Source organism: Paenibacillus sp. FSL W7-1088, from assembly GCF_037969855.1.
Taxonomy (GTDB): Bacteria; Bacillota; Bacilli; order Paenibacillales; family Paenibacillaceae; genus Paenibacillus.
Genome location: NZ_CP150216.1, coordinates 5,690,954 through 5,715,090, shown reverse-complemented (window position 1 = coordinate 5,715,090; position 24,137 = coordinate 5,690,954). Strand labels below are relative to the sequence as shown.

At 47.5% G+C, this 24,137-nt stretch carries 22 protein-coding genes; 17 read left to right on the top strand and 5 right to left on the bottom strand.

The annotated features are described in order from the left end of the window. The first annotated feature begins 45 nt into the window (after positions 1–45). From ruvX to MKY42_RS25710, 8 genes are all read left to right on the top strand, one after another. On the top strand, positions 46–462 hold the full coding sequence (ruvX, locus tag MKY42_RS25745) for a Holliday junction resolvase RuvX (RefSeq protein ID WP_076287768.1): 417 nt from the start codon (positions 46–48) through the stop codon (positions 460–462). A 12-nt stretch (positions 463–474) separates the two neighbouring features. After that, positions 475–774 carry a DUF1292 domain-containing protein gene (locus MKY42_RS25740; protein ID WP_024633075.1) on the top strand — a complete coding sequence of 100 codons (300 nt, stop codon included), beginning with the start codon at positions 475–477 and terminating at the stop codon, positions 772–774. Beyond that, on the top strand, positions 775–1,089 hold the full coding sequence (locus MKY42_RS25735) for a DUF1292 domain-containing protein (protein WP_024633076.1): 315 nt from the start codon (positions 775–777) through the stop codon (positions 1,087–1,089). It abuts the gene before it with no gap. Positions 1,090–1,168: 79 nt separating this feature from the next. Continuing rightward, positions 1,169–2,209: an endolytic transglycosylase MltG gene (gene mltG / locus MKY42_RS25730; protein ID WP_339845766.1), complete on the top strand. Its 1,041-nt coding sequence runs from the start codon at positions 1,169–1,171 to the stop codon at positions 2,207–2,209. 15 nt (positions 2,210–2,224) lie between these two features. Continuing rightward, positions 2,225–3,154, top strand: coding sequence for a peptidase U32 family protein (locus MKY42_RS25725; RefSeq protein WP_179263276.1), 930 nt, complete (start codon positions 2,225–2,227; stop codon positions 3,152–3,154). Positions 3,155–3,171: 17 nt separating this feature from the next. Next, positions 3,172–4,500: a U32 family peptidase gene (locus MKY42_RS25720; RefSeq protein WP_339845763.1), complete on the top strand. Its 1,329-nt coding sequence runs from the start codon at positions 3,172–3,174 to the stop codon at positions 4,498–4,500. Between the two features lie 235 nt (positions 4,501–4,735). Continuing rightward, complete coding sequence (locus tag MKY42_RS25715; protein ID WP_090903952.1) at positions 4,736–7,018, top strand: methyl-accepting chemotaxis protein; 2,283 nt, start codon at positions 4,736–4,738, stop codon at positions 7,016–7,018. Between the two features lie 123 nt (positions 7,019–7,141). Continuing rightward, positions 7,142–8,944, top strand: a complete 1,803-nt coding sequence (locus MKY42_RS25710; RefSeq protein WP_339845760.1) for a penicillin-binding transpeptidase domain-containing protein — start codon at positions 7,142–7,144, stop codon at positions 8,942–8,944. Here MKY42_RS25710 and MKY42_RS25705 read toward each other — a convergent pair. Then, the gene (locus MKY42_RS25705; RefSeq protein ID WP_339853089.1) at positions 8,923–10,119 is read right to left on the bottom strand and encodes an AI-2E family transporter; all 1,197 of its coding nucleotides are present in this window, start codon (positions 10,117–10,119) and stop codon (positions 8,923–8,925) included. The two genes, MKY42_RS25710 and MKY42_RS25705, sit on opposite strands and share 22 nt — an antisense overlap. Before the next feature lie 186 nt (positions 10,120–10,305). Here MKY42_RS25705 and MKY42_RS25700 point away from each other — a divergent pair, with 186 nt between their 5' ends. Further along, a complete protein-coding gene (locus MKY42_RS25700; protein ID WP_090903950.1) occupies positions 10,306–11,706 on the top strand; it encodes a polysaccharide deacetylase family protein in 1,401 nt (466 codons plus the stop codon). A 108-nt stretch (positions 11,707–11,814) separates the two neighbouring features. Here MKY42_RS25700 and ilvD read toward each other — a convergent pair whose 3' ends face one another. The 3 genes from ilvD to MKY42_RS25685 form a co-directional block, all read right to left on the bottom strand. Further along, complete coding sequence (ilvD, locus tag MKY42_RS25695; RefSeq protein ID WP_090903949.1) at positions 11,815–13,500, bottom strand: dihydroxy-acid dehydratase; 1,686 nt, start codon at positions 13,498–13,500, stop codon at positions 11,815–11,817. A 312-nt stretch (positions 13,501–13,812) separates the two neighbouring features. After that, positions 13,813–14,064, bottom strand: coding sequence for a general stress protein (locus tag MKY42_RS25690; RefSeq protein WP_053779136.1), 252 nt, complete (start codon positions 14,062–14,064; stop codon positions 13,813–13,815). 112 nt (positions 14,065–14,176) lie between these two features. After that, positions 14,177–15,229, bottom strand: a complete 1,053-nt coding sequence (locus tag MKY42_RS25685) for a fucose 4-O-acetylase (RefSeq protein WP_090903948.1) — start codon at positions 15,227–15,229, stop codon at positions 14,177–14,179. A gap of 221 nt (positions 15,230–15,450) precedes the next feature. Here MKY42_RS25685 and MKY42_RS25680 point away from each other — a divergent pair, with 221 nt between their 5' ends. The 6 genes from MKY42_RS25680 to mgrA all read left to right on the top strand — a co-directional run bounded on the left by MKY42_RS25680 (position 15,451) and on the right by mgrA (position 20,727). After that, on the top strand, positions 15,451–16,416 hold the full coding sequence (locus MKY42_RS25680) for a sugar kinase (protein WP_090903947.1): 966 nt from the start codon (positions 15,451–15,453) through the stop codon (positions 16,414–16,416). A gap of 85 nt (positions 16,417–16,501) precedes the next feature. After that, entirely contained in the window at positions 16,502–17,167 is a 666-nt protein-coding gene (locus MKY42_RS25675) for a bifunctional 2-keto-4-hydroxyglutarate aldolase/2-keto-3-deoxy-6-phosphogluconate aldolase (protein WP_024633088.1), read from the top strand. 90 nt (positions 17,168–17,257) lie between these two features. After that, positions 17,258–18,022 carry an alpha/beta fold hydrolase gene (locus MKY42_RS25670; RefSeq protein ID WP_090903946.1) on the top strand — a complete coding sequence of 255 codons (765 nt, stop codon included), beginning with the start codon at positions 17,258–17,260 and terminating at the stop codon, positions 18,020–18,022. A 61-nt stretch (positions 18,023–18,083) separates the two neighbouring features. Next, positions 18,084–18,869, top strand: coding sequence for an HAD-IA family hydrolase (locus MKY42_RS25665; protein WP_090903945.1), 786 nt, complete (start codon positions 18,084–18,086; stop codon positions 18,867–18,869). A 21-nt stretch (positions 18,870–18,890) separates the two neighbouring features. Next, on the top strand, positions 18,891–19,631 hold the full coding sequence (locus MKY42_RS25660; RefSeq protein WP_090903944.1) for an NAD-dependent protein deacylase: 741 nt from the start codon (positions 18,891–18,893) through the stop codon (positions 19,629–19,631). Positions 19,632–19,719: 88 nt separating this feature from the next. After that, positions 19,720–20,727 (top strand): L-glyceraldehyde 3-phosphate reductase, encoded by a 1,008-nt coding sequence (gene mgrA / locus MKY42_RS25655; protein WP_179265793.1) that lies wholly within the window; start codon positions 19,720–19,722, stop codon positions 20,725–20,727. Positions 20,728–20,830: 103 nt separating this feature from the next. On the opposite strand, the gene MKY42_RS25650 is transcribed toward mgrA, so the two are convergent. Next, positions 20,831–21,775 (bottom strand): AraC family transcriptional regulator, encoded by a 945-nt coding sequence (locus tag MKY42_RS25650; protein ID WP_257032011.1) that lies wholly within the window; start codon positions 21,773–21,775, stop codon positions 20,831–20,833. Between the two features lie 183 nt (positions 21,776–21,958). Between MKY42_RS25650 and MKY42_RS25645 the strand changes: the two genes are divergently transcribed. Both MKY42_RS25645 and galE read left to right on the top strand, forming a co-directional pair. Continuing rightward, complete coding sequence (locus MKY42_RS25645) at positions 21,959–23,140, top strand: galactokinase (RefSeq protein ID WP_179263284.1); 1,182 nt, start codon at positions 21,959–21,961, stop codon at positions 23,138–23,140. A gap of 1 nt (position 23,141) precedes the next feature. Further along, positions 23,142–24,131, top strand: a complete 990-nt coding sequence (gene galE / locus MKY42_RS25640; RefSeq protein ID WP_090903940.1) for a UDP-glucose 4-epimerase GalE — start codon at positions 23,142–23,144, stop codon at positions 24,129–24,131. The last annotated feature ends 6 nt before the right edge of the window (positions 24,132–24,137 follow it).

Sequence of the window (24,137 nt, the reverse complement as noted above, 5' to 3'; positions counted from 1 at the left end):
CGAATATGGTTCGACCTGAGCAGGCTTGAGGATGGGAGAGCATGGATGAAAATATTAGGTTTGGATTATGGGGACCGAAGAATCGGAGTTGCCGCTAGTGACGCCTTCGGTTGGACTGCCCAGGGATTGGAAGTACTTGAACGCCGCCGGGATGAAGGTGAGTTCGCTCGGATTGCGGAGCTTGTGCGTGAGCATGAGATCGGCGAGATTGTTGTCGGACTTCCCAAAAACATGAACGGCACCGTAGGGCCGCGTGGTGAAATATGCATCGCTTTTGCCGAACGCCTGCGGGGCGAACTGAATTTACCTGTTCACCTTTGGGATGAACGACTGACAACCATGGCAGCAGAACGAACGTTGCTTGAAGCGGATGTCAGTCGCAAAAAACGCAAGCAGGTTGTGGACAAAATGGCCGCAAGCTTGATTTTGCAAAATTATTTGGATGCCAATAGTAAAAGGTGAGGGGGATCAACAATGGCTGAAGATCAACTGGGTATGGAAGAAGAATCGGAGATTATTTACATTGCGGATGACGAGGGTAATGAAGAGGAATTCGAAGTCATCATGAAATTCGAAGTGGACGGTTCGGAGGCCAAGTACATGATGGTTGCTCCGGTTGAACCCGAAGATGGAGAGACGGATGTCTATGCATTCCGTTATGAAGAAGAGGGCGACGATATTAAACTTTTCGTCATCCAAGATGATGCCGAATGGGATATCGTCGAGGAGACGTTTAATACATTTCTTGCAGAAGATGAAGAGGAAGCGAACTAAATGACAGAATACAGCCGCGAAGACTTGAAATGGACAGATTCGCTGCGTCTGGCTTTTGGTGCTCACGTTGAGCTGGAAGAAGAGAACGGTAAATCGCATCCGTATGACCTGCTGGCTGAGTTTGAAGTGAAGGGCCAGCAGTATGCGGTGCTCCGCAGTTCATTACGTCCTTATGACGAAGTTGAACTTTTGCGGGTTTTACCGGGAAGTGAAGGCCAGATCATGCCGGAATTAGTTACGATTGACGATGATGATGAGTGGGAGAACATCTCAGAATTGTATGATGAGTGTACACTCCCCATTGATGAAGATTGATGAATCAGCTTCAAATTGAAGAAACCGGAAGGGCGGAGAAGTCCGCTCTTTTTGGTTGTGTAAAGGAGTTGTGTCTTTTTTGAAAGGAAAAGCGATACTAATCTTTCTGCTTATCATCGTGGTGGTTGCCGGAGGCGCAGGCGTATATGTCTGGAACATGATGCGTCCGGTACAAGCATCCACAGAACCGATCGTTTTCGAGATCAAGAGCGGGTCAGGGACTTCCAAAATTGCGGACCAGTTGGAGCAGGAAGGTCTGATTCGGAGTGGTTTAGCTTTTAAGGGATACCTGAAATGGAAGAAACAAGGATCGAATTTTATGGCAGGTACATATTCCTTAAATCCAGGTGTGTCATACGATGAGATTATTACTAAGCTGAGTAACGGTGAAGTTGTGCCTGAATCCATGGTCAAGTTTACGATTCCTGAGGGATATACAGTATTACAAATGGCAGACAAACTATCTGTTGAAGGAATTGTAGATCGTGAGGAATTTATCAAGCTTGCGAATGATCCAACTGCTTTTGATATCGACATTATCAAGGACATTCCCGTGGATGAAGAACTGCGATATGTACTGGAGGGGTACCTGTTCCCGGAGACGTATGAGCTCAAAGAGGGAAGTTCTACTCAAGAGGTCATGCAGCGAATGCTTGAGGAATTCCAGACCAAGGTTGATTCTATCCCTGATTTGGCGTCCAAACTCAAGGAGAGAAACCTGTCTTTGCATGAAGTATTAACGATCGCATCGCTTGTCGAGAGAGAAGTCGTGGTAGATCAGGAACGGGCGCTTGTTGCAGGTGTGATCTATAATCGGATCAAGCAGAATATGAAACTGGAGATCGACGCGACAGTACAGTATTTATTGGATAAGCCGAAGGCCAGATTGCTTTTCAAGGATCTGAAGGTACAGAGCCCCTATAATACGTATCTGAACAAAGGGCTGCCACCAGGACCGATTGCTAGTCCAAGTCTGGCATCCATTGAGGCAGCGTTGGAACCGGAAGCTTCGGATTACCTGTTCTATGTGACCAAGAAGGACGGTACTTTTGGACATCTGTTTGCCAAAACGTATAAGGAACATCAGCAAAATATAGCCAAAAGTAAGGCTGCGCAATAAGCGGAGGGGATGTATATGAGTACGAAACATGAACTGCTCGTTACGGCGGCAAATGTGAAAGAAGCAGAGGTGCTGCTCCGAGCAGGAGCAGATGCTTTGTTAATTGGGGATGATCGCTTCGGCATGCGTCTTCCCGGAAGCTTCAGTTTAGATGAAACAGCAGAGGTCGCTGCCATTGCAGCGAAACATCAGGCTCGTGTATACGTGTCCATGAACAATCTGATGTCCAACGAGCTGCTAAAGGAATTACCTGAATATGTTCAAGCATTGGGTAAAATCGGTGTGCATGGGGTGGAGTTCAACGACCCATCTGTGCTCGCCGCTATTAAGGAGTTTGCTCCCCATATCCAGCTGCACTGGAACGCTGAGATGACATCGACCAACTATGCAACAGCCAACTACTGGGGAACCAAAGGCGCGAGTCGAGTTGTGCTTGCTCGGGAGCTGAATATGGACGAGCTGACAGAGATGGTTCCATTTCTGAAGGTGGAAGCTCAGGTGCAGGTACATGGCATGACGAACATTTATCATTCCAAACGGAGTCTGGTGCAAAGTTATATGTCCCATCAGGGGCGCCCAGTAGAAGGGCATTTGGGTAAAGAGCGTGGTTTATTTCTGATTGAGGCCGAACGGCGGGATGAGAAATTCCCGATCTATGAAGATGTGAACGGAACTCACATCATGAGCTCGGAGGATATCTGTATTCTTGAGGATCTTCATCTGTTGATGGAGGCTGGTGTACACAGCTTCAAAATCGAAGGCATATTAAAACCGCTTGCGTATAACGAAGCTGTTGTACGTGCATACCGTATAGCTCTGGACAGTTATGCAGCTGATGCCGATGCTTATGTATTTTGTGAAGAATGGCTGGACGAGGTTCGTCAATTGCAGGACCCTGAGCGGGAATTGTCGTTTGGATTTTTCTATAAAGAACAGGTGTATTAATAGACGAGGTGAACAACATGGAAACAGTGGCGGTACAGCGGAAGTTCTCGGGTAAACGTAACCGTCTGGACAAACCGGAGCTACTTGCTCCGGCGGGCAATCTGGAAAAGCTTAAATTTGCTATCCATTATGGTGCAGATGCTGTGTATATCGGTGGACAGGCATACGGATTGCGTTCCAACGCGGATAACTTTAGCTTTGAGGAAATGCGTGAAGGTGTGGAATTTGCCAAAAAATATGGAGCCAAGGTTTTCGTGGCAACCAATATTTATGCGCATAATGAGGATATCGAAGGCATTCAAGCATATTTGCAAAACTTGTATGATGCAGGAATTGCAGCGATTATCGTAGCAGATCCCGCAATTATTGAAGTGGCTCAGCGTGCCGTACCGGGGCTGGAAGTGCATTTGAGCACACAACAATCCACTCTGAACTGGCAAGCTGTGAAGTTCTGGAAGGATGAAGGGCTCCCACGCGTCGTTCTCGGACGTGAGACCAGCTTTGAAGAAATTGAAGAAATCAAGGCCAATGTGGATATCGAGATCGAAGCTTTTATTCATGGAGCGATGTGCTCGTCATATTCCGGACGTTGTGTGTTGTCCAACCATTTTACGGATCGGGACTCCAACCGGGGTGGCTGCTGCCAATCCTGCCGCTGGAAGTATGATCTGTTTGAAGATGCCCGGGAAGATACTGTGTGGGTCAGCGAAGAAGAAATGCAAATGCAGGCACCTGCACCATTTAAATTGGGAGAGAACCAGCTGCCCCTATTCCAGGAGCAGGACAATTCTTTTTCCATGGGTTCGAAGGACTTGTGCATGATTGGGCATATTCCTGAGCTGATTGATGTCGGTGTGGATAGTTTCAAAATCGAAGGACGCATGAAGTCCATTCACTATGTGGCTACCGTGGTTAACGTGTATCGTCAGGCCATCGATTCTTATATGGCTGACCCGGAGAACTATGTATTGAAGCCTGAGTGGGTAGAGGAAATGAACAAGGCAGCGAATCGTCCACTGAATACCGGATTTTTCTATGATACACCGGATCATGAGGATCACATCTATGAACCGGAAGAAAAAGCGGTACCTTTCGACTTTGCCGGATTGGTTATGGACTATGATGCGGCTACAGGAATGGCGACCATTCAACAGCGCAATCATTTCAAGCCAGGACAGGAAATCGAATTTTTTGGTCCGGGCGGCCACTTTTTCAAACAGGTAGTTGGGGAATTGCAGGATGAAGACGGCAACGTGATCGATGCAGCCCGTCACCCGTTACAGCGTGTAAAAATGAAGGTGAATCAACCTGTTTCCTACTTTGATATGATGAGAAAAAAGAAATAGGTTCAAATGCCTAGTTTTTAACAAAATAATGCTATGATTTAACAATATAGTGTTATAAAATTTACAAATTCGACCTCCGTATATCGGTATATGGGGGTCTTTTTTTTATAGAAAAATAGGAAAAAAGTTGTAATAAATTTCGAAAAAATGAGAGGGGAAAGGAGAAAGCTGTCGAATACTACATATTTATAGGGGAGAGAAAGAAAAATCCAACAAGTAAATTACTGGCAGGTGAATGGGATTGGTTCAAAAGAAGCAGAATGACAGTGGGGAAGAATTGACAAAACCCGAGAAGGTTAAGCCCGAGAAGGTTCAGAAAGTGAAGAAAGAAAAAGGTGTTAAGAGTAAGACAGGGGATACTCCAGGCCAAAAGCCCTTTAAATTGGACGGGAGTAAGCTGAAGTCGGGATGGAACAAAACGAAAACCCAATTGAAAAAGCAGGACTGGAAAAATATTGGGGGAACAACGTTTACACAGATTAAGAAGGCTAATCCCGTTAAATCGGTAGGCGTTAAGCTGTTTTTGATCTTTTTTGCGGGCATCATGATCTTTGTCGTTAGTTTGGGTCTATTATCCTATGCGAAAGCCAAGGATACGATTGAGAAGAATGCATCCCGATCAAATCAGGAAACGATTGAACAAACCAAGCAAAAAATGGACATTATTCTGGAGCGGTTTGTAGATACATCCACTCAAATTTTCTTCGATCCGGAAATGCAGTCCTTGCTTCAGAAAATGTCTGATAAGAATTTGTCGGCATATGATACGTTTGTGAATTCAAGCTCCATCAACAAACAATTGTCGAATATTGCTTTTACGAATAAATCTATGGAAGCGATTTATCTTGTGCCGACAGACGAAACAAAATCGATAATGGGTACAGGAAGCAACAGCTCTGCCATGGGCGACATCCGTAAAGAAGGTTGGTATGATGAATTGGTTCAGGCGGGTGGATATCGCTGGCTGCCAACAGAAGCCAAAGAGGATGGCAGCACACCCACGTTCCGCATTGCCCGTTCGATGAAAAACCTGCAAGGGACTACCCAGTCCTATGTGTTAATCATTGAATTGAAATTGGAGGTTCTGGAGCAGCAATTGAAATCTCTTGACTTGGGTGAAGGCTCAGTTCTTCAACTCATTGCTCCGGACAACAAGGTTGTAGCTTCAACGATTGCTGATCGTACAGGGAAAGATACGGATTTGACTTTTGTTAAAGAGTTGAAAGAAAAATCCGGCAGCACGAATACGGAGTATACGGTGGATGGAAATTCAACCAATATGCTGGCTTCATATAGCACCATGGATTCATCCGATTGGAAACTGATCGGGATGGTTCCAACATCTATTCTGGTGAAAGATGCTAAGGGTATTCTGACGTTGACCCTGTGGATGGCATTGGTTGATGCGGCTATTGCGATTCTGATCGGTATTTGGATGGTTCGTATGATTGCCCGTCCAATGGGTAAATTGAAAGATCTGATGCAAGAAGGGGCAAAAGGGAACCTCAAGGTGCGTACACCTTATAGCTCCCAGGATGAAATTGGTCAATTATCGGCTGCATTCAATCTGATGATGGAGCAAATTACGAAACTCGTGGAGCAAACCAACCGTTCTGCACAGGAAGTATTGGATACGGCTTCTGAGCTGAGCAGTGCGTCCAAGAAAACAGCAGTCTCTGCTTCCGAGATTGCCGTAGCCACTGAAGAAATTGCAGGTGGAGCAAGTAGTCTGGCAACAGAAGCAGAGCGTGGAAATGAATTGACCGACAATATCTCCCGTCAGATGGAGAGTGTGGTTGCCGCGAATGAACAAATGGGTGATTCAGCCCGTCATGTAGAGAAATCTAGTCAGACAGGTACACAGCATCTGAATCAGTTGATGACCAAAACGCAGAAGACAGAAGAAATGATCGGTGCGTTGGTAAACAAGGTGGATTCCTTGAAAGACAGTACGTCCTCTGTTCTGAAGGTGCTTGACGTCATGCAAAATATTACCAAGCAAACGAACATTCTTTCCTTGAATGCAACCATTGAAGCCGCTCGTGCCGGTACAGCTGGACGTGGATTCATGGTGGTCGCGAATGAGGTTCGCCAGTTGGCTGAACAATCCAGACAGTCCATTGATATGGTCGGCGACATTACCGACAAGATTATGACCGAAATGAATGAGACAGTGGATCAATTGTCTGCAGCGTATCCGTTATTCAAGGAACAGATGGATGCCGTAAAAGATACTAATGTAATATTTGCTTCAGTGCAGCAACAAATGGGTGCGTTTGTTGAGAGTCTGAGCATGGTCACTGGCTCAATCGGAGATTTGAATCAATCTCAAGGAACGTTGTCCGAAGCGATGAGTAATGTCAGCGCAGTAGCTGAACAATCATCTGCAACATCCCAGGAAGTTGCCTCCTTGAGCAGTGAACAACAAAATATCAGCAACCAACTGGTGAATTTGTCAGCAAAACTGGAGAATGTATCAACAGAATTGAAAGATACATTGTCTCGCTTTACAGTCTAATTCGAACCTGTTTGCTTCATTTGAGAAGCCTGTCCCTAATAAGGGACAGGTTTTCTTGTTGTTACCGGATAATTCCATTCCGAATGAAGAATACTATGCCAAAACGCTGAACGGGGTGGTCTGATGCAAGTACAACTGAAGCGGCGCATTTATATTGCATGTATTCTTTTTACGGGTTTATTTTCTTTGCTGATGATTCGTTTGGCTTGGGTTCAAGTCGTTCAAATCAATCGCACGATGCCAGGATTTCAACGTACCGTTCGTGAGATGTCCGTATTGCAGCGAGAGCGTGGAGTGGTATTGGATACGGGACGAGGACAGTTTATCGATTACAAAGGGCGGCCCCTAACAGGTAAGCTGGAATGGGGGTTGGTCCTTTTTCCGCATCCAGATCAAACAAGTCATTCATACCCATCCACAAAATCGGAAGTTAAGGAATTGGCGGCTCTCTTACATACTGATGTGAATTCGTTACAAAAGGAATGGAATCAAGGGAACGCACCCCACTTCTGGACTGCAGGTGCCAACCAGCCGAACCCATTGACTGAGTCTCAGGTTGCCCGACTACGTGAATTGAAGACAGACGGAGCGAGTGTGTATCCTCTTATGACACGTTATGGACAAGCCGCTACAGGCATGCAATGGTTGGGTTATCTTGCTGAACAGCCTGAATTCCCGAACGCACAGTCGCGTCATAAAAATGAGGTGAAGCAGCCTTTTGCCATGAAATCTGGAGCAGCTGGGCTGGAAAGAACAATGGAACCTTTATTGATGGGCATTGGACCTACCCTGTTAACACGCATGGTTACAGGTTCAGGAGAGGTTATTCCGGATATCCAGCCACGCGTGATTGCACCCGCGAATACACACTATCCATTGCGTGCGGAGACGACGATAAATATCGATTTGCAGCAAGGGATAGAGCAGATGGTGAGGAAGTCCGGTATGAAGGAAGGGGCTATCGTTGTGCTGGATGCGGCGAATGCAGACGTACGTGCGATGGTTTCGGCTCCGTTCTATAATCCGCAGCATGTGGACCCCAAACAAACGGCTTGGGCAAATCGTGCCGTGCAGGGGGCTGTGCCTGGTTCCATATTCAAAATCGTTACAGCCGCCGCCGCGTTGGAATATCACGCTGTATCCAAAGGGGAGACTTTCCATTGTGGTGGCGAATGGGGAAAATATGGTCTGTCCTGCTGGAAGGAGCATGGGCATGGGACATTGAATCTGGAGCAAGGATTTGCCGAATCCTGTAATATTGTATTTGCTGAAACTGCTCGTCGGCTCAGTATGGAGCAGCTGGAACGTACGGCGGTTGCTTTGGGATTGGCACGTCCAGTTGGCTGGGAAGGAAAGCTGGTTGCAGGTATGCCGGTACTACATCATTTCGATCATGAGGATGCAGGAAGAGTCAGACTTCCATCTGTCTCCCCACAGGATGAAGGAGCAAAGGTACAAACAGCTATCGGTCAGCGGGACGTTCTGGTGACCCCGCTGCAAGCGGCCAATCTGATCGTCACGCTCTTGCATGATGGCCAGGTGAGCGCTCCACGCCTTGTTCAGCGTATCCGATATGCCGATGGCGATACGATGCTGGATATGCCGATGCATGATTCACCATCTTCAGCAGGACGGATCTCTCCAGCTACGGCGCATCAGCTGTTATCCTGGATGAAGAAGGTAGTTAGTGACGGAACGGGAAAATCCCTGCAACATGCACGTTGGCAAGTAGCAGGGAAGTCTGGTACAGCACAGGTACAGCAGCATGGAGAGAAGCGTAACCATCAATGGTTCATTGGGTACGGACCTACGGACCAACCCAAATATGCCGTAGCTGTCCTTGTCCAAAACGTTGCTCCAAGCAGCCGTCACCAAGCAACGGCGATGTTCAGAAAAGTGATGGACTATTTGGCCGAATCCTCATGATTCCCATGAGGAGCAGGTTCTTGCACCGAAGGCTCAGCATTCATCCCAGGTGCGGCTCCACCCGGTGTGTCCATCACGAGTGGTGAAGATTCGAATTCATCCTTCGGCAAGTGAATCCATTGCTGGAGATATCCTTGTTGCAGCAGTTCTTTAAGCAGAATTAGCAGCACCGGAGACAATACCACACCAGCCAGGCCAAAGACGGAGAGCGAGATCAGCATAAAAGAAAGCATCAAGTAAGCGGAAGAGACCCCGATTGAATTACCCGATATTTTCGGCTCCAGCAGTTGGCGTGTCAGCATGGTTACAGCAAGGACTACAATTAAGCCAATCGCAAGGCTGCTATTGCCCACTATGAACAGATACACAATCCACGGAATGAAAATAACTGGAACTCCCAGCAAAGGCACAAGGTCAAAAACGGCGCAGATGGCTGCGATAGTGAAGGCATTAGCAGTTCCAAGAATCAACAAGCCTGCATAAATCAATACAAAAGTGATCAGCATCATAATCATCTGGGCCTTCAAATACGAACGGATCGTCTTGAACACATGATTACGCATAAATTCAAGAGCCAGCTTCAACGTTTTTGGTGTTTTTGCCCGGGCAAATTTCCGCCAGGATTCAATCTCGATACTGAGAAAGAATGCGAGAATAATGGCAATGCCAAAATTGGTAATAAAGGAAGAAAACGAACTGAGAAAACCGATGACGATTTGTGCACCGCTGGTCACCCATTTGGACAGGAATCCGGTCAGTGTAGCAAAATAGTCATTAACCTTCTCGGTTATTCCGTCAGGTAAAGCATCCGACTTGTCCTGAATGAAATAAACCAGATTGGTGAATTCACGCTGAATCATCTCAATATAATAAGGAAAATTATCCTGCAAATTAGAAATTTGGGATACGATAATTAATCCCAATCCAAAAAAGGCAGCGACAATAACCCCAAGAAACAATAACACCGAAATGGCGGCGCCCAGGGTTTTGGGCAACCCTTTGCGATGTAGAAATCTTGCCAGAGGTTCGATCATCCAATACACTATAAATGAAAGAAAAACTGGCGCAGCCAATTGATATAATCGGCTGAATCCGTACATGATAAAGTACACGGTTAAAACGAGCAGCGCAATGTCAAAGACGGTGCGCCCGTATTTTTTGTAAAGCGGCAGCATGGGCAGGGCTCCTTTGTACGTCATTAAGGTAAAAATTAGGATGCATTAATTGTACACGATAGCTATCTTTTTGGGAAAAGAGGATTTAAGAAAAGGCTGAATTATGATAAAATTAAAGGCGGTTTATTTTAGTTAGTGCTATATTATGGCACGGTAATTCAGCATGAGAAGCGGGGAGTTTGTAGCATGACAAATTTACTTCAGAGCATATTACTGTGGTTATTGTACATTTCATCGTTTTACGCCTTTATTCCGAGTTTAGTTAGCAGACTTTTCGGTTTTCGTGTGTTCAGGCGCGGGAGAAGTGAGACGGAGTTTTCTTTAACTTTTGATGATGGGCCGGACCCGAAATACACACCCAGATTGCTTGATTTACTGCGTCAGTATGAAGCAAAGGCAACGTTTTTTGTAGTCGGGGAGCATGCAGCCCGTCATCCTGAGCTCATCCAGCGCATACATGAGGAAGGTCACCTTCTCGGAATTCATAATTATATTCATAAAACCAATTGGTTGATGCGGCCTCGTACGGTTCGAGATCAGATTCAACGAACAGGTCAGATTATTCAGGAGGTTACGGGGGTAAGAACTTGTTATTATCGTCCACCATGGGGCATTATGAATCTGTTTGATTTTTTCAGTAAAAAAGATCGCCGGATTATCCTGTGGTCGTCCATGTTTGAGGACTGGAGAAGCAGTGTGGGCGTTGAAAAATTGACGGAACGAATGTTGAAGGAGCTAAGGGGCGGAGAGGTCATGTTGCTGCATGATCGAGGGACTACCCTCGGCGCTGATGCACACGCGCCGGAGCAGATGCTCCAGGCGCTCGAAGTCGTATTGCAGGAAGCAAACAGGCAGCAGTTGCACAGTGTACGCATCGATACGTTGATGGGAGGCGTTACGGTGAGCGAATCTAAAACTACAAGTCAACCACAAACACATTTATCACCCTGGAAACGGATGGTTGTTGCGTTATGGCTAGGTTGGGAGAAGTTGTTTCATTGGGTATACCATTTGCATACAGCGTCACCGGAGGACCCATTGCTGCATTACCGCTCCCGCGTATATCATGGAGCATTGGTCGAAATGGATGATGGTCATGTGATTCGTAACGGGGATCCAGTTATTGAACTTCATTTTGATAATAAAAAGCTTTTCGATCTAGGTATGACTTCACGCTCAAGTATGCATCTGGCCATTCGCATGATTCGGGCCATGGAACAGCAACTTCCTGATTTGGCTCGGCAGGTCGCCCTTCAACCTGAACTCCGTTCGGCTAAGGCTCTATACGGTGTGAGCATGATTAACCGGGGACCGGAGAAATTCGGGTTTACGGTTCGGGAACTGGCTCCTGGTCCGTTCAGTTCTGCATCCAAAGTGTATTTGAAACTTCTGCTAAGCGTCATTCATCCGGCAGGAACGAAACGTCTGAAGCAACGATCCGAACAATTGGTTCCAAAAATGATTGCTATGCCGCTTGACGTGCTGTTGGATCGATATGGTCAGCACGCACTGGTAGCAGCGACGGCGGAACATTCCTCTGAGCATTTGTTGGTTTCCGAACAGGATCTTGTACCTGAACGAAACTAATCACGAAATGAATAAAGAAAAGGGTTGCCCTCCGCCGCATTTGGCAGAAGAGCAACCCTTTATTTATGTTTCCGATAAAAGAAATTCATCGGATATCTTGTACATGAATTAGATACTCAGTACGCCACCGTTGCTTGCATTCGTTACAAGTTTGGAATAACGAGCGAGGTAACCGGTTTTTACTTTCGGTTCAAAGCCTTTCCAACCTGCGCGACGACGTTCGAATTCTTCGTCACTGATATGCAATTCGATGATGCGGTTGTTCAGATCAAGTTCAATGATGTCTCCTTCTTCAACAAAAGCGATTGGACCGCCTTCAGCGGCTTCCGGAGAGATATGTCCGATACTGATTCCGCGGGATGCGCCAGAGAAGCGTCCGTCGGTGATCAGACCTACTTTGGCACCAAGGCCCATACCTACGATCTGGGAAGTAGGAGCGAGCATTTCAGGCATACCTGGTCCGCCTTTTGGTCCTTCATAACGGATAACAACAACATGTCCTTCTTTTACTTTGCCGTTCGCAATACCTTCGAGCGCTTGTTCCTGGGAATCGAAGCAAATAGCAGGACCTTTGTGATATCCACCAACCGAAGCGTCAACAGCACCAACCTTGATGATGGCGCCTTGTGGTGCAAGGTTACCAAACAATACAGCCAAGCCGCCTTTTTCGGAATGCGGGTTATCCAGGTGGTGGATGACATTTGTATCTTGGATTTCCTGACCTTCAACGTTCTCACGGATCGTTTTACCTGTTACCGTGATACAGTCGCCATGAATTGCACCTGGTTTCTTGAGCAATTCGTTCAGAACAGCACTTACGCCACCTGCATTGTGCACGTCTTCGATGTGAAGATCGGAAGCAGGTGCCAATTTTGCCAAGTGAGGAACGCGGTTAGCAACTTCATTGATTCGCTCGATTGGATACTCGATGCCTGCTTCATGAGCCAGTGCCAGTGTATGAAGTACCGTATTCGTGGAACCACCCATAGCCATATCCAGTGCAAAAGCGTTGTCGATGGCTTCTACAGTAACGATATCGCGTGGTTTCAGATCCATTTTGATGAGTTCCATCAGTTGTTTAGCGGATTGTTTAACAAACTCACGACGCTCAGGAGCAACAGCCAGGATGGTTCCGTTACCTGGCATAGCCAGTCCCATCGCTTCAGCCAGACAGTTCATGGAGTTCGCTGTGAACATACCGGAGCATGATCCACATGTTGGACAGCCGAACTGTTCAAGTTCAAGCAAGCTCTTGTCATCGATTTTACCAGCTTGATAAGCACCTACGCCTTCAAATACGGAAGTCAGGGACAGAGCTTTACCATTGCTGTCACGACCTGCCTTCATTGGACCGCCGCTGACAAACACAGTAGGGATATTACAGCGGAGTGCACCCATCATCATGCCGGGTGTAATTTTATCACAGTTCGGGATACATACCATGCCGTCGAACCAGTGTGCAGATACAACGGTTTCCACGGAATCCGCGATAATGTCACGGCTTGGCAGCGAGTAACGCATACCAATGTGTCCCATGGCAATTCCGTCGTCAACTCCGATGGTGTTGAATTCGAATGGAACGCCACCGGCTTCACGAATAGCTTCCTTAACAATTTTACCGAATTCCTGCAGGTGAACATGTCCGGGCACGATATCAATGTATGAGTTACATACGGCAATAAATGGTTTGCCAAAGTCCTCTTCTTTAACGCCCGCTGCGCGGAGCAAACTGCGGTGCGGTGCACGGTCAAAACCCTTTTTGATCATATCGGAACGCATCTTCTTGGCTGACATGGTGTATTTCCCCCCAAATTTATAATATTGAGCAACATGAATGGAAATATAAATGGCAGTGCATCTGTCGTTTAATTTCATCCGTACTCTAAAAAAATTGACCAGTGATACTGGTTTCGAGCTTCCCGTAGTTTGTGAAAGTCTTTGCTGCTTTAAACCCGTGAACAACCCGGTTTTTCTATAGAGTCTATCACAACCGTCATCATATTTCTACAATTCAATAGAAAGAAGCTTCAATCCATTAGTGGAATGAAGCTTTCTTAATTTGCTGCACAATATCAGTCTATCTTTCACCATTGCTATGGGGATAGGCTAACTGCTCCCGCCTTTGCGGCCAATCTCCCGATAGAATTCTTTATTATGAGTTTCGGAAGTTGCTTCTCCACCCTTGCGGCCAATTTCCTTATAGAACTGAGAATCGTGCGCATCTGAAGTCGCTTCTCCACCTTTTTTACCTATCATTTGGTAGAAGCTCCGATCATGCTTTTTGGATGTGGCCTTGCCACCTAATCTACCCGCTTCCTCGCGACTCATTTTGTGTTCAGACGTCTGTGGACGTGCCATTACAAATCACTCCTTATATCATAAGTAGATTGTTGTAGCGCGTAATGCTACTTACCACAACATTTCCAGCCTGAAACAAGGCAATTCTAATGGAAAGGAGCAGGATTTCAGTTCATCTGAACCAGGAGGCTGGACGTTTTAATCCCCCCTGACGATTGAAGTGAACGCGGGAAATGTCGGGCTCAATGAGCGGCCGAAAGGCATGACGGACGGCTGGGTGGGCCAGCGTTATAGCGAACAGTAATGCAATGGAAACAATCACCGGAATGTACAAGCTGGTCTCTATATAATTGTAAACCCCGGACCAGACCGCCAGGCGAACGAGAAATCCATGTAAAAGGAATACATAAAGAGTACGTCTTCCCAGATCGGTCAATCTGGATGTTAATGAAGGGACCCAGGCGAGAAATAAAGCTCCCGATCCGATTTCAAGCGCATAGATGCCGAGTCTGTATATTCCTGCAAACCACTCATGGTGTCCAAGCTCTGCGTAAGTCATGCTCCCCAGTAACCAGCCTGGTGAAATGTTGAACGCTCCGAGTCCAATCCAACCAAGAAGAGCAGCAGACAACGTAGCAGCAATTCTACGGCCCCATCCGGATCGTAAACGGGAGCGGATAGATGCTCCGTAGTCATACCCGATAACAAAGAAAGGTAGAAATACAAATGTTCGACTGAAGCTCAGCCAGAAACCATCCATAGGTAAATATCCTGCACATACTCCCAGCATCACGGCAACGAGTAGTCTGTATAGCGGTTTCCAAGAGAGGGTAAGACGAAGCAGCAGCCGCCAGCAGAAATGACTTGCCAGAAACCAGAGCAATAAATAAGGTGCAAAGAAAGACAAACGCATATGCGGTGTGTGGAATACGGTGAAATCCATTATTGCATACAAAGACTGAAACAGAAGGTACTGTAGTGCAATCTGTATAAGCACATTACGGCCAGATGCACCTTTGAGTGTATGTCTGGCAAAGTAGCCGGTTACCCATACAAACAGCGGCATGTGAAACGTATATATCCACAGAAACAGAGCCTCTGCTCCTGCAAAACGTGTAATGATTGGTTCGAGAGCATTGCCCGCGAGTACACAGACAATGAGCATAAAGCGCAAGTTGTAAAAAAAGGAATCCTGATCTTCGTGAATGATGGCCGGTTTGGTCATGTTGTAGCCCCCCTGATAACCCTTGGCGATTGCAATCTGGTTCTGTAATAAGGGTAATATGGATGTGTATCATTCATTGTGATATATTTCACAATAGAAAGCGCTATCCTTTCTCAAAGCTGTGACAACAAAATGAACGCTCCGGGATTGACAACGGTTGCATAGAGGCTGACAATGGGGAAAGAAGATGAGAAATTGTAAATATAAGGAGGGGAGAATTCATGTCGACGAATACCCGCCGAAGCCCTGAAATTGTTACGTTTGGCGAAAGCATGGGTTTGCTGACAGCAAAGGATACAAGAGGTCTCGAATATGCCGCGACATTAGACAAATCATTTGGTGGCGCAGAGAGTAATCTGGCGATTGGTGTATCCCGGCTTGGACATACCAGCGGCTGGTTTGGCCGTCTGGGTAATGATCCGATCGGTAACATGATCTTGAAGGCTATTCGTGGTGAAGGTGTAGATGTATCCAGAGCAAGGATGAGCGACAAAGAACCTACCGGTTTGATGATTCGTGAGAACGCTTCCGGGAAAGCCTCGGTGCATTATTATAGGAAGCTGTCCGCTGCAAGTGCGATTACTCCTGAGGATCTGGACACAGATTATATCGCGGGTGCGCAGATCCTTCACGTTACAGGCATCACCGCAGCAATAAGCGCGTCGGGACTTGCTACTGTTGAAGCTGCTATACATATAGCCAAGCAGGCTGGTGTGAAAGTGAGTTTTGATCCGAATCTGCGTCTTAAGCTGTGGTCGGCTGAAGAAGCGCGTCCTGTTCTGCTTCGTCTGGCTGAGCAAGCCGATTATTTCTTGCCGGGTCTGGACGAGATGAAACTTCTGTATAACGAAGAAGATGATCAAAAAGTACTTGAGCGTTTGTCCGCCATGAATGCAGTCTGTATCGTGAAGGGCGGCCCTGATTTGACCTACGTATTGGTGAATGGTACCCTAACGGAAGTTCCGTACTTCAAGGCAGATCATGTCCTGGATACGGTTGGGGCAGGAGATGGATTCTGTGCGGGCTTTCTGTCCGGCCTTCTTAAAGGATATTCCCCGCAGGAGGCGACCCGCCTGGGGAATTTGACCGGTTCCATGGTTATACAGGCTGTTGGCGATTGGGAGGCGCTTCCGACGTGGGAGCAGGTCGAGGCCAAGCTGAACAATGTAGCTCATGTTGAGCGCTAGTCGCTGCTGATATCATAATGTCTCATCTTCGTTCATTAATGTAAGGCTTGTAATACACAACCACATTGACAAGGGAGAGAATGAAATGAAGAAGCTTCAGCTGCTGCAAAAAATAACGGACAGTGGGGTTGTAGCGGTTCTGCGTGCAGATTCTGCTGATCAGGTTATCGCCATGGCCGAGCAAGCCATCGCGGGTGGCATCAAGATTATCGAGATTACGATGACGGTGCCTAGTGCCCTCAAAGCTATCGAGAAATTAAGCCGTGTATACCATTGGAACACACAAGATCCAGAGAAATTTGCCATTATTGGAGCTGGAACAGTGCTCGAACCCCAGACAGCGCGTGCCGCAATTATGTCAGGGGCGGAGTTTGTTGTGGGTCCTTCCCTGAACCCGGACACTGTGAAAATTTGCAACCTATACCGGATTCCGATTCTCCCAGGTGTGATGACCATTGCGGATGTACAACGTGCACTGGAACTTGGCGTGGATATTGTGAAGTTGTTCCCGGGTAATCTCTACGATCCGTCCATAATCAAAACGATGAAGGGACCTATGCCACAAGCGAATTTCATGCCGACTGGTGGGGTTTCCTTGTCCAATCTGGGTGACTGGATCAAGGGAGGCGCCGTTGCTGTAGGTATCGGTTCTGACCTTACAACGGAAGCAGTGAAGACGGGGGACTTGAGTCATGTTCGCCGCAAAGCAGAACAATATATGGATGCTTACCGCAAGGCCAAGGCCGAATAGCAATGAATGATGGAGAAGGGGAGCCTCAGGAATGAAGGCTCCCGTTCTGCAAGCCGCGGAACCTGCGGAAGTGCAGAAAGGTGATGAACGTTGAGAAACCGATATAATACAGGGCGCAAGAAGAGGGGCATAGGGAAATTCCTGCTCGTTCTTCTGGCGCTCATTGTCATTGGGTGTGGGTTTGTGGCCTGGAAGCTGTTTACGCCTTATGGACCACAGGAGATGGCTCAGACAGCTATGGAAACTGCAAATCAGGTGACAGTAACTGAAAAAGACAGCTGGATTGATTTTGTGCCGGACAAATCTGCTGGGGTGAGTGTTATTTTTTATCCAGGCGGATTGGTTAAACCGGAAAGTTATGCACCTCTTGCCCATGAACTTGCGGCAGCAGGACATCATACCATTATTGCGAAAATGCCGGTAAATCTGGCGGTACTCAAGCAGAATCTCGCAGATGACATTATTAAAGCCTATCCGGATGAACCATTTGTTATGGGAGGGCATTCTCTTGGTGGATCGATGGCGGCACGTTATGCGGCTTCCCATCCAGATGCACTTCAGGGCATCTTTTTCCTCGCATCCTATCCGGATGAAAAAGGCAGTGTGAAGTCACTGGGAATACCCGCGTTATCCATCCTGGGGACTAATGATGAAGTTGTGAATGCCACGAAGTATCAGAATGGTCGGGCATATTTGCCAGAAGATACGGTGTATTACACCATCGAAGGTGGTAACCATTCGCAGTTCGGTGACTATGGCCACCAGAGCGGTGACGGCGAAGCTGGGGTCAGTGAAGAGGAGCAGCTGTCCCAAACGGTTAAAACGACTGTAGGTTGGCTGGATACCATTAAGTAAGCTGCAAGTTCATTGGTGAATGTCACCAATCCATAGCAGACGGGAAGTGGAGGTGATACGTATGTCCATGCTTCAAATCCGTGGTAAGCAAGTTACGTGCCGAGGCATTCTATTTGATAAGGATGGTACGCTGCTGGATTTCTTACAGCTATGGGGGCCGTGGGCGGAGTCTTTGCTGAATCAGCTGGAGTCACAACTGTCAGAGCTTGGGGCCTCGTTCACGGTGGAGCGTGAGCAAGTTCTCGGTACGGTTCGCAATCGCGAAGGTCATCTGATCGGATATGATCTTCAAGGGCCATTGGCTATTGCCACGGTGGACGAGAGCAATGGTTTGCTTGCTGGGCAGTTGTATGCAGCAGGCATGCCTTGGAATGAAGCAATCACTACGATCCGCCATTTTTCCAGTGTCGCCATGGGTGAGGTAAGGCAGAGAAAAATGGCAGAATCGCTGCCTGGACTAAATGCATTCTTGCAGAGCTGCAAGGAAGCATCGATTCCCATGGCAGTCGTCACTTCGGACAACACAGCTGCTGCCGAGGAGCATATGGAGTGGATGGGAATCCGGTCGTATTTTACATCGATTGTTGGCAGTGACCGGGTGACTCGGGGCAAACCGGATGGAGAGGCTGCGGTTCTGGCTTGCCGGGAATTACATATTCTTCCTGAGGAGGCTGTTGTGATCGGTGACAGCAATGGGGATATGCAGATGGGACGCAACGCAGGGGTGTCCTATAGGATTGGTTTCTGTCCAGAAGTCGAGGGAAGCCACTATTTATATGACGCCGATGCCATTATCCAAAATTATGATGAGTTAAAAATCATCTCTGAACGTTCCTCACAGGGGTGATCTCGTAAAGGAGGAGAGAGGATGAACGCAACAGAACAACTGGCTGCCTGGATTAAGGAAAGTTCAAATATTGTTTTTTTCGGAGGGGCCGGAACTTCAACGGAAAGCGGGATTCCCGACTTCCGCTCTGCCGCTGGCTTATACCAGACAGAGCAGCATTCACCTTATCCACCCGAAGAGCTGCTGAGCCGACATTTTTTTGACCAGCATGCTGATATTTTTTATGATTTTTATCGAGGCAAAATGCTTCATCCCGATGCGATGCCCAACGGCTGCCATCGACTGCTCGCCAGATTGGAGCAGGAAGGAAAACTTCAGGCGGTTATCACACAAAATATCGACGGGTTGCACCAGAAGGCTGGCAGCAGCAATGTCCTGGAGCTTCATGGTTCGATCCATCGAAACGCCTGTATGGATTGCAAGAGGTTTTACGGGTTGGATGACATTATTACGGCAAAAGATACGGTTCCTCGCTGCACTGCGTGTGGTGGCGTGATCAAGCCGGATGTCGTACTGTATGAAGAGGAGCTGGACCAGACGATTTTATATCGTTCGGTTGATGCACTGTCCTCGGCGGATTTGCTGCTGGTAGGTGGAACTTCATTAACGGTGTATCCTGCCGCTCAATTGATTACGTATTTTCAAGGGAAACACACGGTCTTGCTGAATGCTACACCTACGGCTTACGACAGGCAGGCTGATTTGCTGATTACAGACCCTATTGGTGAGGTAATGAATAAGATGGACCAGCTTCTTGGTTAAATGTAAGTCAACATTGTCCGAATAACCGCATTCTCCGGCATACGGACCGGGTACTAGAGGCGGAACCTGGGGAAAGAAGGGATTCATGATGGTCTACGTAGCCAGCGATGCACGCTACGAAACAATGAAATACAACCGCGTTGGACGTTCAGGATTGAAACTGCCAGCGATTTCACTTGGGTTATGGCATAATTTTGGTGGCATTAATAATGCGGAGAACGGCCGAAATATGATCACCCGTTCGTTTGATCTGGGCATTACGCATTTTGACCTTGCCAACAATTATGGTCCGCCAGCAGGTTCTGCTGAGCAGTTATTCGGTCAGGTGTTGGCGCAGGATCTGAAGCCATATCGAGATGAACTTGTCATCTCCACCAAAGCCGGGTACTATATGTGGCCTGGACCTTACGGTGAGTGGGGTTCTCGTAAAAACCTGGTTTCCAGTCTCAATCAGAGCTTGAAGCGCATGGGTCTCGATTACGTAGACATCTTTTATTCTCATCGTTATGATCCCGAAACACCTCTGGAAGAAACGATGATGGCGCTGGACCATATTGTTCGTTCCGGCAAAGCATTGTACGTCGGCATCTCCAACTATCCTGCTGAACAGACGAAGCAGGCGGCAGAGATTCTCAAAGGGCTGGGTACACCTCTGTTGATTCATCAACCCAAATATTCCATGCTGGATCGCTGGATTGAAGGTGGGTTGCAGGATGTACTTGATGAGTATGGAACAGGCAGCATTGCCTTTTGTCCATTGGCACAAGGCGTGCTCACCAACAAATATCTGAATGGTATTCCAGAAGATTCACGTGCCAAGGGCCCGTCTGTATTCTTGAATGAAAACAACATCTCACCAGAGACATTACGCAAAGTACGTGCTTTGAACCAGATTGCAGCATCGCGTGGTCAGAGTCTGGCCCAATTTGCGCTCGCTTGGGTATTGCGTGATGGCAAGGTAACTTCTGCACTGATTGGTGCAAGTCGCCCTTCGCAGATTGAAGAGAATGTGGCTGCTCTCAGCCAGTTGGAATTCTCCTCAGAGGAATTGGAGCGCATTGAATCGATTCTCCGTCCGGAACCGGATCATAAATAAAGTTCAAAAGGTGCATCTTAGCCATAATGGCTGGATGCACCTTTTTTGTCTCTTATTATTTAAGCTGATCTACGGGATAGAAGATCCTGCTTTTGATTACAGGTTATCGCTGGTTCGGTGGTACTTGGCGTGTCGTTTGATGCATGGCCCTGTTAAGAATGTTCTCCCGGTACAGACTAGGAGCTTCCCCATGGAATCGCTTGAACTGTTTGGAGAAATACAGCGCATCTGGCAACCCCACGGAGGCCGATACCTGTTCAATGGACAGATTCGGACGTTCACGCAGCAGCTGGCGCGATTTGTCGATCCTTAGTTTCAGCAGGTAGGTAACTGGGGATAGCCCGGTTTCCTGTTTGAAAATGCGGGACAGGTACGCGCGGTTATAGCCAAGACTGGCCGACATTTGCTCAATTGAGACAGGGTAGGCATATTGGGTAGACATGTATTGAATCATCTGTTTCACAGTTCGTCGTATTGAAGATTCACCTGGTATTAAGGTTTGCCCCTGAGAAAGGTGATTTTGTGCCTCGGCTAGAATCATATATAACGTACCCAATGATGTAAAATGAGAGCTTTCTTTCCGCTCGGCAAAAGCCGTCTGCATCACGGATAACCAGTCGGAAATACCGCACGAAGGACCGGCATGAAAGACGGATTTCTCCGGACGGAAGCCTGCTTCCTCTATATGCTTCGCAGCCTGGCTGCCAGTAAAGGCCATCCAGCGGTATTGCCAGGGGTTCCGGGTATGGGATTGGTAGCTTACAAGCTGCCCTGGTTGAATAAGGAAACAATCTCCTGCGGATAGTTCGTAGGTATGTAGTTCAGTACGGAATGTACCGGCTCCTTTTTCTACATAGTGCAATAGATAATAATCGTATAGCTTCGGTCCAAGGGCGTGACCGGGAAGGGTCTGGCTTGCGCCTGCAAAGAGGACATGCAATGCCCCTTTTTCATAATAAACAGGATTGGAGGCAACCGAGTAGCTGAGTGCTCCACTTTTTCCAGAGGTTTCCGGAATATGTTTTATCGGATCTACCGAAGCCCCCATTGGACCTTCCTTACGTTGTTCAGTCATGATGACATTCCTTTCCTTCCTGGATGTTCCATTCATTATACGTCGAAAGGTCACATTTATCCATATGGAACACACATGGTTTCATTTCAAGGGGAACCGCCTTCTTGTATAATAACATTAAGAAAACCAACAACATTGAGATGGGGTGCAGCAGCAATGAACATAAATGAATTGAAACAAAAGTTTATTGACAAGTACGGAGAGAGTGGAGCGGACATCCGTGTGTTCCATGCCCCTGGGCGGGTGAATCTGATCGGTGAGCACATTGACTATAACGGTGGATACGTGCTTCCGGCAGCGCTTGAATTCGGTACCACTTTGATTATCCGTGAGCGTGAGGACAACAAGTTGCAGTTGGCTTCCACGAATATGTCCTATGAAGGAACGCTGGATACATCCACGATTGGCAAGGAAAAAACAGGGGAATGGACGGATTACCCGGTTGGCGTCATGGTTGAACTGCAAGGCAAAGGCGTAAAAGTAACCAAAGGTTGTGACTTCCTCTATCATGGAGAAATTCCGAACGGCGCAGGACTTTCCTCTTCCGCATCGCTGGAGGTTCTTACCGGGTTTGCCATCCAGTCGCTTGAAGGTGTGAAGGATATTGACACGGTTCAACTGGCGCTGCTGTCCCAAAAGGCAGAGAACGAATTCGTCGGCGTCAACTGCGGCATCATGGATCAGTTCGCTGTAGCCAATGGAGCAGAGGATCACGCGATCCTGCTGATGTGTGACACTCTTGAATATGAAAAAGTGCCATTCCGTACCGGCGCCTACAAGCTGGTTATTGGTAACACGAACAAACGTCGGGGGTTGGTGGACTCGGCTTACAACGAACGTCGCTCCCAATGTGAGCAGGCACTTGCCATTTTGAAAGAACAACTGCCTGCACTGAACTATCTGGCGCAACTTACACCTGAACAATTCGTTACACTGCAGGATCACATCAAGGATGAGAAGGTAAGACAGCGTGCCCAGCACGTCGTGGAAGAGAATGCACGTGTACTTGCATCAGTGGATGCACTGCGTGATAACGATCTGGAAACTTTCGGCAAGCTGATGAATGCTTCTCATGAATCCCTTCGTTATCTATATGAAGTGAGCTGCGAAGAACTGGACGTGATGGTTGAAGAGGCTCAACGTATTCCAGGCACTCTGGGTGCTCGGATGACTGGTGCGGGATTTGGTGGATGTACGGTATCTCTTGTGCATGAAGACGATGTAGAGCGTTTTGTAAGTGAAGTTGGAGCGGCATATGAAGCACGTACCAGTCTCAAAGGCGAGTTCTATGTATGCGGAGTAGGCGACGGCGTTAAAGAATTGAAGGAGGCGAAGTAAGATGGCGATTTTGGTGACAGGTGGAGCAGGATATATTGGTTCTCATACGGTGGCGGCTTTGTTGGAGCGAGGCGAAGAGGTCGTTGTACTGGATAACTTGCAGACAGGGCATCGTGAAGCTCTGCTGGGCGGAAAATTGTATGAAGGTGATCTGCGTGACAAGGAACTTCTGGCGAAGCTGTTCGCTGAGAACTCCATTGATGCAGTCATCCACTTTGCAGCTAACTCACTGGTTGGCGAGAGCATGAAAGATCCTGTTAAATACTATGACAACAACGTATTTGGCACACTCTGTCTGTTGGAAGCGATGAATGCAGCGAATGTACGTCGCATCGTCTTCTCCTCCACAGCTGCGACTTACGGCGAGCCGGAGAAAGTGCCGATTGAAGAGAGCGACCGCACAGAGCCTACGAATGTATATGGTGAAACCAAGCTGATGATGGAACGCATGATGTCCTGGTTCGATAAAGTACAGGAAATCAAATACGTCTCCCTTCGTTACTTTAACGCAGCCGGAGCCCATGAGAGCGGCAAAATCGGTGAAGATCACCAGCCTGAGAGCCATCTCATTCCACTCGTACTGCAAACCGCACTGAAACAACGTCCGCACATCGCCGTGTTCGGTGACGACTACGCAACAGAAGATGGAACCTGTGTACGTGATTACATCCACGTAAGTGATCTGGCGGATGCGCATCTGCGGGCCGTAGATTATCTTCGTAAAGGGGAGAACAGCAACGTGTTCAACCTGGGCAACGGTCAAGGCTTCTCTGTTAAACAGGTTATTGAGACGGCTAAGAAAGTAACCGGACTGGACATTCCAGTTGTACAGGAACCACGTCGTGCGGGTGATCCGGCTGTACTGGTGGCTTCATCTGCCAAAGCAAGATCCGTACTGGGCTGGAATCCGAAATGGACGAATCTCGAAGATGTTATTCAAAGCGCATGGAGCTGGCATCAGTCTCACCCTGACGGCTACGGAAAAAACTAGGAGGCG

Excerpts from the sequence above, each read along its gene's own strand:
- MKY42_RS25720 (WP_339845763.1), top strand. The coding sequence starts at position 3,172 with ATGGAAACAGTGGCGGTACAGCGGAAGTTCTCGGGTAAACGTAACCGT.
- MKY42_RS25715 (WP_090903952.1), top strand. The coding sequence starts at position 4,736 with ATGGGATTGGTTCAAAAGAAGCAGAATGACAGTGGGGAAGAATTGACA.
- MKY42_RS25725 (WP_179263276.1), top strand. The coding sequence starts at position 2,225 with ATGAGTACGAAACATGAACTGCTCGTTACGGCGGCAAATGTGAAAGAA.
- MKY42_RS25660 (WP_090903944.1), top strand. The coding sequence starts at position 18,891 with ATGAACGCAACAGAACAACTGGCTGCCTGGATTAAGGAAAGTTCAAAT.
- mgrA (WP_179265793.1), top strand. The coding sequence starts at position 19,720 with ATGGTCTACGTAGCCAGCGATGCACGCTACGAAACAATGAAATACAAC.
- MKY42_RS25690 (WP_053779136.1), bottom strand. The coding sequence starts at position 14,064 with ATGGCACGTCCACAGACGTCTGAACACAAAATGAGTCGCGAGGAAGCG.
- MKY42_RS25740 (WP_024633075.1), top strand. The coding sequence starts at position 475 with ATGGCTGAAGATCAACTGGGTATGGAAGAAGAATCGGAGATTATTTAC.
- MKY42_RS25710 (WP_339845760.1), top strand. The coding sequence starts at position 7,142 with ATGCAAGTACAACTGAAGCGGCGCATTTATATTGCATGTATTCTTTTT.
- MKY42_RS25735 (WP_024633076.1), top strand. The coding sequence starts at position 775 with ATGACAGAATACAGCCGCGAAGACTTGAAATGGACAGATTCGCTGCGT.
- MKY42_RS25700 (WP_090903950.1), top strand. The coding sequence starts at position 10,306 with ATGACAAATTTACTTCAGAGCATATTACTGTGGTTATTGTACATTTCA.
- ruvX (WP_076287768.1), top strand. The coding sequence starts at position 46 with ATGAAAATATTAGGTTTGGATTATGGGGACCGAAGAATCGGAGTTGCC.
- ilvD (WP_090903949.1), bottom strand. The coding sequence starts at position 13,500 with ATGTCAGCCAAGAAGATGCGTTCCGATATGATCAAAAAGGGTTTTGAC.
- MKY42_RS25665 (WP_090903945.1), top strand. The coding sequence starts at position 18,084 with ATGTCCATGCTTCAAATCCGTGGTAAGCAAGTTACGTGCCGAGGCATT.
- MKY42_RS25685 (WP_090903948.1), bottom strand. The coding sequence starts at position 15,229 with ATGACCAAACCGGCCATCATTCACGAAGATCAGGATTCCTTTTTTTAC.
- galE (WP_090903940.1), top strand. The coding sequence starts at position 23,142 with ATGGCGATTTTGGTGACAGGTGGAGCAGGATATATTGGTTCTCATACG.
- MKY42_RS25650 (WP_257032011.1), bottom strand. The coding sequence starts at position 21,775 with ATGGGGGCTTCGGTAGATCCGATAAAACATATTCCGGAAACCTCTGGA.
- MKY42_RS25680 (WP_090903947.1), top strand. The coding sequence starts at position 15,451 with ATGTCGACGAATACCCGCCGAAGCCCTGAAATTGTTACGTTTGGCGAA.
- MKY42_RS25645 (WP_179263284.1), top strand. The coding sequence starts at position 21,959 with ATGAACATAAATGAATTGAAACAAAAGTTTATTGACAAGTACGGAGAG.
- MKY42_RS25705 (WP_339853089.1), bottom strand. The coding sequence starts at position 10,119 with ATGCTGCCGCTTTACAAAAAATACGGGCGCACCGTCTTTGACATTGCG.
- MKY42_RS25675 (WP_024633088.1), top strand. The coding sequence starts at position 16,502 with ATGAAGAAGCTTCAGCTGCTGCAAAAAATAACGGACAGTGGGGTTGTA.